Below are 8338 nucleotides of genomic sequence, written 5' to 3'. Positions count from 1 at the left end.
CCCGACAAAACCGAGAAGCGCAGGATCAAGCGGCAACCGGGCCGCCTTTTCTTTGGATACTTTCTTTTGGCGGAGCAAAAGAAAGTATCTCGCCTTCGGGTGCGAGAACCCGATTAAAAAACCGTCGCGACAGCGACTCATCACTACATTTTTCAATATCGCAAAAGTGGCCGCGTAACATCAGATAAAAATACAACCGCTTTAGCGGTAGGCCCCGCCATTATTATTCGCCAACGCCGGGTCTGTACAAAGCCCCATTAATACGCCGGCCTCATTACAAGCCACCGTATCCAGACAAGCCGCATTATCGCCGCACTGCAAAGCCTGTAAGGCCTGCAACACTTGCGTCAATTGCGTGACATCCAAGCTGTTGACATCCAAATTATTGGCATCCAAACCGCCGCCCGCCGCCACAGGGCCGGGTAAAACGGTATTGGCCGAACCGCCGCCGAACTTGCCGCCCAAATCTTTAAGCCGACCTTGCACCTTATCCATCAACTCACTGACGGAAGGGACGGCTGGGTGGTGTGGCAGTTTTGGGGCAGACGGAGCCAAAGACCCCACCGCCGGGGAGCTTGCGGTATTGACAGGCTGGCGGTCGGCACGGGTGGCGCATTCGGTATCCGAATAAACGATACCGCCATACCTATCGGTGCACTTATACACGCCGCCATAACTGCCCGCAGACACGCACAGCAGGCTTAAGCACAGTAACCGATTAACCGCCATCTGATGAATAGCCATAAAAACTCCCGCAGTCAGCCAAAGCAAACGAGGTGTTAGAAATACCCTTCGCGTTTTTTCTGCTCCATAGAGCCGGATTGGTCATGGTCGATCAAACGGCCTTGACGCTCGGAAGTGGTCGTTAATAACATCTCTTGGATAATCTCCGGCAAGGTTGTCGCCGTGGACTCGACCGCACCCGTCAGCGGGTAACAGCCTAAAGTCCGAAACCGTACCATCTTCATTTCAACCTTATCATCCGGGCCTATCGGCATACGCTCATCATCGACCATGATTAACATGCCGTCTTTTTCGACCACCGGACGTTCTTTAGCAAAATACAACGGCACGATAGGAATCTGTTCCAAATGGATATATTGCCAAATGTCCAGCTCCGTCCAGTTCGACAGCGGGAACACGCGGATGCTTTCGCCTTTATCGATCTTACCGTTGTAAATGTTCCATAATTCGGGGCGTTGGTTTTTCGGGTCCCAGGTATGGTTTTTGTCGCGGAACGAATAAACCCGCTCTTTAGCCCGCGATTTTTCCTCGTCACGGCGAGCCCCGCCGAAAGCGGCATCAAATTGGTATTTGTTCAAGGCTTGCTTAAGGCTTTCGGTCTTCATCACGTCAGTATGTTTCTTACTGCCGTGGCTAAACGGGCCGATACCTTGTTCAACCCCGTCCTGATTAATATGCACCAGCAAATCCAAGCCCAACTGCTTAACCCAGTCATCACGGAAAGCGATCATTTCCTTAAACTTCCAGGTCGTATCGACATGCAGCAAAGGGAAAGGCGGTTTGCCCGGATAAAAAGCCTTCATGGTCAAATGCAGCATGACCGCCGAATCTTTGCCTATCGAATACAACATCACAGGACGTTCAAATTCAGCTGCCACTTCACGAATGATATGAATGCTCTCAGCTTCCAGCTGTTTAAGATGTGTTAATTTATAATCGGTCATTTAAAAGTCCGTCAAAGTTGGGTGAAACACTATGTCAATCAGACGCTCAAGCCGCGCCCTATACTAAATTTGAAGCCTCAGTTAATACCAATTCCCGCCATGTCTCTCCACTATTGCAAGGTGTTTAATTTAAGGTGATCATTAAAGCTGTTGTAAAGCGGTTTGCAGGTGCTGATAAATGCCGCCGAAGCTGCCGTTGCTCATCAGCACGACATGCCCGCCTTGCGGGGCCTCGGCCAGCACACGCGCGATAATGGCCTCCAGCGACGGGCAGATTTCGATATTATCGGCATACTGTTGTAAGGCCGTCAAATCCCAACCCAACGCTTCCGGCTGATAAATGACCGCCACATCCGCTTGGCTTAACGAAGCGGCCAGCGTTTGGCTATGTACGCCCATGCGCATGGTATTGGAGCGCGGCTCGACAATAGCGATGATGCGCTGCGCCCCGACTTGCTGGCGCAAACCGTCTAAGGTCGTGGCGATGGCGGTCGGGTGGTGGGCAAAATCATCATACAGCGTGACCCCGTTGATGGTCGCCAACACCTCCATACGCCGCTTGACATTACGGAACTGCACCAAAGCGGCGACCGCGTCGGCAGGTTGCACCCCAACATGGGCAGCGGCGGCCAATGCCGACAACGCGTTATAGACATTATGCCGGCCCGTCAGCCCCCATGCCACCGTAGCCTGCTCGCTGCCGGCAAAAAATACCTTAAACAAACTGCCGTCCGCTTTCAGCAACTGCGCATCCCATTGCCCTTCACCAGCAATTGACGTGCCGACCACCTTTGTCCAGCAGCCCATCGCCAACACATCATTCAGGTTAGCGTCGGCGACCGGGCTAATCAGCAAGCCCTCACCCGGCACTGTCCTGACCAAATGGTGGAATTGCTTTTTAATCGCGTCCAAGTCAGGAAAAATGTCCGCATGGTCAAATTCAAGGTTATTTAAAATCGCAGTACGCGGGCGATAATGGACAAATTTTGAGCGTTTGTCAAAAAATGCCGAATCATACTCATCGGCCTCGATCACAAAAAACTCACCGCCGCCCAGCCGCGCCGACACGCCAAAGTTCAGCGGAACACCGCCAATCAAAAAACCCGGTTCGAGGCCGTTATAAGCCAATATCCAGCTTAACATGCTGGTAGTCGTGGTTTTGCCGTGCGTACCCGCCACCGCCAACACCCATTTGCCTTGCAACACCTGCTCGGCCAACCATTGCGGGCCAGACAGGTAGGGCAAGCCCAAATTCAGCACCGCCTCCACCTCAGGATTACCGCGCGACAGGGCGTTACCGATAATCACCAAATCGGGGCGTTCGGCCAAATTCTCCGCCCGATAGCCGGAGAGCAATTGGATGCCTTGCGCTGCCAATTGCGTACTCATAGGCGGATAGACGTTTTGGTCAGACCCCGACACCCGATGCCCCAACTGCTTGGCAATCACCGCCAAGCCGCCCATAAATGTCCCGCAAATACCTAAAATATGAATATGCACTGTGTCATCCCGTTGCACGGTTTAGTTATGTTATGAATTTTTTTAACAGGCCGCGCCATTGCCATTAAATTAATGGGTAGGTCGGGCAAGCGGTTCTGCCCGACAGCAGCCGTTCGGTTTGCCGTGCCTTTTGGCTGCGCACAAGGCCACATCCGGCAGCATTGGAAAATATCGGGCAGAACCGCTTGCCCGACCTACGCAACGAAAGCATATCAGTTGCCAGTCTACCCGCAACGCCAGAAAAATGCTGTTAACTATGCACATTAAACGGCTCAACCCATACCGCCTCGCCGGGCTGTACACCTTGGCAAGTGGCGGGCAAGACGATGTAACAGTTGGCCTTATGCAACGTGCTTAGCACATGCGAACCCTGCAAACCCGCCGAGGCGACCGTCAAACTGCCGTCGGCGGCTTGGCTGAAAATGCCGCATTGGAACTCCTGCCGCCCAGGGGATTTTTTTAACAGGCTGGTGCAGGTAGCCAGCAGCCGTAGCGGCGGCTGGTAGGGCAGACCCAACAAGCAGTGCAGACCCGGCTGCACCAACTGCCGAAAAGTCGCCATCACCGCCAAGGGGTTGCCGGGTAAGCCGAAAAAATGGCAACCCGCCAGCGTACCGAACGCCAAAGGCTTGCCCGGCTTCATCGCCAGCTTCCAAAACGCCACCTGCCCGCGCTGCGCCAATAATGCCCGGATATAATCCGCCTCACCCACCGACGCGCCGCCCGTGGTGATCAGCACATCCGCCGTCGCAGCGGCCTTAAGCAACGCCGCCTCCAATTGCCCCGGATCATCGGCCAGTACCCCGCCATCCGTGACCTGATAACGCGGATCAGCTAATAAACCGCCTAACAAATAACGGTTGCTGTCATAAATTTGCCCAGAGGCCAAGGCTTGCCCCAAACCGACCAGCTCGTCGCCCGTCGAAAAAAAGGTAATGCGCAAAGGCCGCACCACCGCTACCTGTGCCACCCCCGCCGCCGCCAACAGCCCCAAATCGGCGGGGCTTAAGGTGGTATGGTCGGCGCACAACGACGCACCGAGCCGCACGTCTTCCCCGGCTTGGCGGACATTTTGCCCCGGTTTAGGCTGGGGTGGCACTCGCACCGCCGCGCCGTCAACGCGCACTTGCTCCTGCATCACCACCGAATCGGCTTGCGGCGGCACCACCGCGCCGGTAAAAATCCGCACACATTGCCCGGCTTGCAGCATACCTTGAAAAGGCCGTCCCGCCCACGCCGTACCGACACACTGCAAAGTGACGGCGGCATCGGCGCTGACATCCGCGCCAGCAAAGGCATAACCGTCCATCGCCGCATTCCGTTCGGGCGGCAGATTGGTCTGCGCCGTCACCGGATGGGCTAAAACCCGCCCCAAAGCGGCGGATAAGGTGACAGTTTCCGTGTCTGCTATCGGTGCCAGTGCCGCCAAAATCCGCGCCAAGGCTTCGGCGACGGTCAACAGCGGTTTTGCCTCATACGCGCAACTGTCGATCATGCTGCCAACACCTGCGTCATGATGAACTCGGCAAGCTGCTGCGGACGGTTAATGTCCAAGCACGGCAACGGCGGCGGCAAATCCAAAGCCTCGTCACTGGCGACCGCGATAATATCCGGGTCGTCAGGATATAACAAGGGCTGCGCTAGCTCTCGGCGGTGCAATTCAATCTTAGGAAATTTTTCCGCTTTAAAGCCTTCGACCAGAACTAAATCCACTCCCGTCTGGTCGAACTGGCGTAAGCTTTCGGCCAACTGCGGCTCACACACGGGTAAGATGTCCGTAATCATAGCGCTGCGGTGGCGGGACACCAACAGCACCGGGGAAGCCCCAGCCGCGCGTAAGCGAAAGCTGTCCTTGCCGGGCTGATCGATTTGAAAATCGTGGTGGCTATGTTTAATCAGGCCAATCCGTAAGCCTTGGTTTTTTAACAGCGGAATCAGCGCTGTCAGAAGCGTGGTTTTGCCGGTACCGCTGGCGGCGACAAAACCGAGTACGGGGATTTGCGAATATTGCATGGATGCCAATTCATCAGACTGTTATCTTGTGCAAGCTATTCTAAGGTATTATGGGCTTAACCTCTATTTAATCCCGCCCAACCGATTATTTACGGAGCCCGCTTTGATCCGCATCATCTTCTTATTACTGCTGGCCATTATCGGCTATTTTGCCTTACGCGGCAGCTTGAAAAAAGCCTTTCCGCCCGGGCGGCGACCCACCCGCACCTTGATTTGGGGCTTATGCGGCGGGGGCCTGTTACTGTTGGCACTGACCGGAAACCTCAACGCCTTAGCGGCCTTCATCACCCTTATTGCCGCCTTGCTGTTACGGCTAATGCCGTTGCTTACCGCTATCTTACCGCATCTGCACCGTTTTTGGACACAGCAGGGTGGTGGACAAGGCCAACATTCGGCACATTCCGCCCGCCCTAAAGGCGGCATGAGCCACGACGAAGCCTACGAAATCCTCGGCTTAAAACCGGGGGCAACCGAATCTGACATCCTCGCCGCGCATCGGCGGCTAATGCTAAAAAACCATCCAGACCGGGGCGGCTCGGATTATCTCGCCGCCAAAATCAATCTGGCAAAAAAAACCTTGCTCAATCCCTAACGCTTATGAAACGCCGAGCCCCCCAGCCGATTTTTCTAATCTCCCTGACCCTCGCCGCCCTCTTCGGCGTAACCCCGCCAAGTGCCGCCGAACCTCCTGCACCTGCCGCGCCCAAGAAAACGCCAGCGGCGAAAAGCCCCGCCGCCCCGCCCAAAACCGCCGCCCATGCCCCCGCGCCCAGCAAAGCCCTACCTGCCAAGCTGCCGAAACCTACGGCAAGCCTTGCCAAAAAAGCCCCTACCAAAGCCCCCGCCTTGGAGGCAAAAAAATATTATCAAGTCCAACCGGGCGAAACCCTGTATTCCATCAGTGTAAAAACGGGCCAAGTGTTCCAAAATCTGGCACAATGGAACCGTTTACCCTCGCCTTACCGCGTCAGCGAAGGGCAAACCCTGCAATTGTTCGAGCCGCCCGAAGAGCCTGTGCCTGAGCAAAAGCAAGCAAATCCCATACCCGCCCCAGAAAAACGTGACGCAGTTCAAAAATTCACAATTCCCCCCCTTAAAAAAACCGCGCCAAACGCTATAATCAACCCGCGCAAAGCCAGTAATACCGCCGCCGCCAGCAAATCTGTCCCGTTGGCTGAGAAAAAACGTGACACTCCCGTTACCGATAAAAAAATGGTAAAGTTAGGCTATAGATGGCCTATTACAGGCCGCATCCTCAGAAGCTTCGCACAATCAAATAAACAAGGGATTGATATAGAAAGCAAAAACAAACAATCGGTGGTAGCGGCAGCAGCCGGACGCGTCGTTTACATCGGTCAAGGCCTAAGCAACCTAAAAAACCTGCTGATCATCCAACACAATGGCCCTTATTTGACCGCTTATGCCAATAACAGCCGCATTCTTGTGAAAGAAGACCAAAACGTGGCGGCCGGGCAAGCCGTTGCCGAAATCGGCACGGCGGCTAACGGGCCCTACAGCCTACATTTTCAGATAAGAAAAAACGGCACACCCGTAGACCCGCTGAATTTCTTAGCCAAATAGCACCATTCAGGGTTCTGGCTTAGGCGCTAGCCGGGTAAGGCACGGAACGGCAGAGCGCAACCTTTTTACAGCACAAAATCCGATAGCCTTACCAGACGCGGACACTCTAGGCCGCAATAAAATTAGCAGGCGGGGCAATGTTGCACCGGACAAAGCCTTAACCCGATAATTCCGAACTTTATTTATGAATGAAACCTTGCTAGTACCAGCGGATGATGACATTACGGCAACGCTTGATGATGAAACGTTTACGTTTGATGAAGACAGCGAAATTGCCGGGACTATTAACCCACAAGAACTGCTGGACTTAGACACCGAAGTCGCCGCACTAAAAAGCAAAGCCCCCCAAGATTTCGATGCCACCCGCACCTATCTGAGCGAACTGGGCCGCTCGGTGTTACTGACCGCCGAACAGGAAGTCACTTACGGCAAACAAGCCCAGCAAGGCGACCAAACCGCCCGCAACATCATGATCGAAAGCAACCTGCGCTTGGTGGTAAAAATTTCCCGCCGCTATATCAACCGCGGCCTGCCCTTGCTCGACCTCATCAACGAAGGCAACCTGGGGCTCATCCGCGCCGTGGAAAAATTCAACCCCGACAAAGGCTTCCGGTTCTCCACCTACGCCACCTGGTGGATCAGACAGGCGATAGAACGCGCCATCATGAACCAAACCCGCACCATCCGCCTGCCCATCCATATCGTCAAAGAAATGAATGTGTACCTTAAGGCGCAGCGCCATCTCGCGCAGTTGCTGGACCGCGAACCCACCCCCGAAGACATCGCCACGCACCTGGACCGCCCCCTGCCGCAAGTGGAAAAAATGCTCAAACTCAACGAGCGCGTCACCTCGGTGGATTTACCCAGCCTGCAAGAATTTGACAAACCCATCCTAGACTCCTTGTCCAGCGACACCGCCCTGCCCCATGACGAACACATCCAAGCCGAAGGCATCCGGCTTAACATCTGCCATTGGATTTTTGAGCTGCCCGACAAACAGCGCGAAGTGATCTGCCGCCGCTACGGCCTGTGCGGCTACCAAGAATGGACACTGGAACAAGTCGCCCAAGAACTCGGCGTAACCCGCGAGCGCATCCGCCAAATCCAAATGGAAGGCCTAAAAAAGCTCAAAGAGATCATGCACACCCACGGCTACTCCTTTGAAGAGATTTTCAACTAAGGGACGTGCATAAAATTAAGTAGGCGTTCTATTCATCTCTGCGTGTTAAACCCCACCCCAGCCCTCACTGCCATTAAGTTAAGAATTTAGTATTATTAATCAGTATGTTATGTGTTAGTATAACGCCAAGTAGGATTAACCGTTCGCCCTGAGCTTGTCGAAGGGTGGGCGGTTAATCCGTCCATGGTTCGACGACCAGCGGAAGTCCCTGTGGGACAGGCTCACCACGAACGGATTAATCTAATCCCTACATTATTGAAATATAATACATAAACTCTTAACTTAATGGCAGTGACCCCACCCCTCCCCTTGGCAGGGGAGGGAGCTTATGCCTTCCCTGTCGTACAGACGAAAATCAGGGGAAAAAGCCCCTCCC

Annotated in this window: 8 protein-coding genes; 3 read left to right on the top strand and 5 right to left on the bottom strand. The window is 54.3% G+C overall.

Translation table 11 applies throughout. The features are described from left to right. Positions 1 to 201: 201 nt before the first annotated feature. The 5 genes from AADEFJLK_RS01270 to mobB form a co-directional block, all read right to left on the bottom strand. Positions 202 to 744, bottom strand: coding sequence for a DUF4124 domain-containing protein (locus AADEFJLK_RS01270; protein ID WP_088618160.1), 543 nt, complete (start codon positions 742 to 744; stop codon positions 202 to 204). Positions 745 to 779: 35 nt separating this feature from the next. After that, entirely contained in the window at positions 780 to 1688 is a 909-nt protein-coding gene (gene cysD, locus AADEFJLK_RS01265) for a sulfate adenylyltransferase subunit CysD (protein WP_088618159.1), read from the bottom strand. Positions 1689 to 1829: 141 nt separating this feature from the next. Further along, positions 1830 to 3188 carry a UDP-N-acetylmuramate:L-alanyl-gamma-D-glutamyl-meso-diaminopimelate ligase gene (gene mpl / locus AADEFJLK_RS01260; RefSeq protein WP_103973588.1) on the bottom strand — a complete coding sequence of 453 codons (1359 nt, stop codon included), beginning with the start codon at positions 3186 to 3188 and terminating at the stop codon, positions 1830 to 1832. 250 nt (positions 3189 to 3438) lie between these two features. Next, positions 3439 to 4683 carry a molybdopterin molybdotransferase MoeA gene (gene moeA / locus AADEFJLK_RS01255; protein WP_103973032.1) on the bottom strand — a complete coding sequence of 415 codons (1245 nt, stop codon included), beginning with the start codon at positions 4681 to 4683 and terminating at the stop codon, positions 3439 to 3441. Further along, positions 4680 to 5201 (bottom strand): molybdopterin-guanine dinucleotide biosynthesis protein B, encoded by a 522-nt coding sequence (mobB, locus tag AADEFJLK_RS01250; protein WP_088618157.1) that lies wholly within the window; start codon positions 5199 to 5201, stop codon positions 4680 to 4682. Before mobB ends, moeA begins: the two co-directional genes overlap by 4 nt. A gap of 103 nt (positions 5202 to 5304) precedes the next feature. Between mobB and AADEFJLK_RS01245 the strand changes: the two genes are divergently transcribed. From AADEFJLK_RS01245 to rpoS, 3 genes are all read left to right on the top strand, one after another. Continuing rightward, positions 5305 to 5793, top strand: a complete 489-nt coding sequence (locus AADEFJLK_RS01245) for a DnaJ domain-containing protein (protein WP_249027951.1) — start codon at positions 5305 to 5307, stop codon at positions 5791 to 5793. Between the two features lie 5 nt (positions 5794 to 5798). Beyond that, the gene (locus AADEFJLK_RS01240) at positions 5799 to 6782 is read left to right on the top strand and encodes a peptidoglycan DD-metalloendopeptidase family protein (protein WP_103973030.1); all 984 of its coding nucleotides are present in this window, start codon (positions 5799 to 5801) and stop codon (positions 6780 to 6782) included. 184 nt (positions 6783 to 6966) lie between these two features. After that, the gene (rpoS, locus tag AADEFJLK_RS01235; RefSeq protein WP_088618155.1) at positions 6967 to 7962 is read left to right on the top strand and encodes an RNA polymerase sigma factor RpoS; all 996 of its coding nucleotides are present in this window, start codon (positions 6967 to 6969) and stop codon (positions 7960 to 7962) included. The last annotated feature ends 376 nt before the right edge of the window (positions 7963 to 8338 follow it).

The sequence above is a fragment of the Methylovulum psychrotolerans genome (assembly GCF_002923755.1).
GTDB lineage: Bacteria > Pseudomonadota > Gammaproteobacteria > Methylococcales > Methylomonadaceae > Methylovulum > Methylovulum psychrotolerans.
The sequence above is the reverse complement of the archived record's forward strand: the minus strand, read 5'-3'. Positions and strand labels throughout refer to the sequence as shown.